Genomic DNA, 1,493 nt, shown 5'->3' with positions numbered 1-1,493 from the left:
CCCCTAATGGGAGGTGTCGGGTCAGTCGGGAGGCAGACTCGATGTCCGGTAGCTGCGGGCGAGTGAGCACTCCCACCCCTTGGACCGGTGAGTCCTAGGGTCAGACCGTGCCCTTGCCCGTGGTCGGGAGATGAACGGCTGATGGGATGTCGTGCCTGCCGGGTTGGCGTGAGCACTGGTCCATTAGGGCGCTGGTTCTCCCGCAGGCTGCCGACGGGTTCCTCGGCGGGACGGGAGGCGTTGTGCTGTTCGTCGGTGACGACTGGGCGGAAGATCATCACGATGTGGAGGTGCAGGACCAGAACGGGCGGGTGATGCGCACCGCGCGGCTGCCCGAGGGTGTGGACGGAATGGCCCGTTTCCACGACCTCGTAGCCGGGTTCCTGCCCGACGATGCCACGCCGGCGCAGGTGCTGGTGTGTATCGAGACCGATCGTGGGCCGTGGGTGCGGGCGCTGGTCGCGGCCGGCTATCAGGTGTTCGGGGTGAACCCGAAGCAGGCCGCCCGGCATCGGGAGTTGGTGTCGTTGTCGGGGGCCAAGAGCGACAAAGGCGACGCGCATGCGTTGGCGGACATGGTGCGGACCCGCCGTCATCAGCTGCGGCAAGTCGCTGCCGATTCCGATCTCGCCGAGGCGGTCAAGGTGGTGGCCCGCGCGCATCAGACGCTGATCTGGGAACGCACCCGGCACATGCTGCGGCTGCGTGCGGCGCTGCGGGAGTACTTCCCCGCCGCGTTGGATGCCTATCAGCCGCTGACGCTGACCGGTGCCGACACCCTTGAGCTGCTGGCCAAGGCACCCACCCCGGACCAGGCCGCCAAACTCACCCTCACCCAGATCAGCGCTGCTCTCAAACGCGCCCGCCGCCGCGGGATCGCCGACAAGGCCGCCACGATCCAGCGGGCACTGCGCACCGCGCACCTGCGCCAGCCCGACATCGTCACCACCGCCTACGCGGCCACCATCAGCGCCACCGTCGCGATCCTGCAGACCCTCAACGTTCAGATCCGGGCCATGGAAGGCCAGGTCGAGGCGCATTTTGGCCAGCACCCGGACGCTGAGATCTACCTCAGCCAACCCGGCATCGGCGTGATCCTCGGCGCCCGGGTGCTCGCAGAGTTCGGTGACGCCCCAGGCCGCTACGCCGACGCCAAAGCCCGCAAGAACTACGCCGGCACAGCCCCCATCACCCGACAATCCGGCAAATCCAAGACCGTCCACGCCCGGATCGTGCACAACGACCGGCTCGTCGACGCCCTACACACACAGGCCAGCGCCGCGATCCTGCACGACCCCGCCGTCCGCGCCTACTACGACCAGCTCCGCGCCCGCGACATCGGCCACAACCCCGCACTACGACAAGTCGGCAACCGCCTCGTCGGCATCCTCCACGGCTGCCTCAAGACCACCACCGTCTACGACCAGGCGACCGCCTGGTCACACCGAACCCAACCCGTCGCTGCTTGACATCCAAGCTCCTGGGATGTCTGA

General features: G+C 68.1%; 1 protein-coding gene. It reads left to right on the top strand.

Going from position 1 to position 1,493, the window contains the following annotated elements:
• Nucleotides 1–242 precede the first annotated feature (242 nt).
• Entirely contained in the window at nt 243–1,469 is a 1,227-nt protein-coding gene (locus tag ACIBTV_RS31410; protein ID WP_396710815.1) for an IS110 family transposase, read from the top strand.
• Nucleotides 1,470–1,493 lie beyond the last annotated feature (24 nt).

Source organism: Micromonospora sp. NPDC049366 (assembly GCF_044466625.1).
In the GTDB taxonomy this organism is placed as follows: Bacteria; Actinomycetota; Actinomycetes; order Mycobacteriales; family Micromonosporaceae; genus Micromonospora.
The sequence above is the reverse complement of the archived record's forward strand: the minus strand, read 5'-3'. Positions and strand labels throughout refer to the sequence as shown.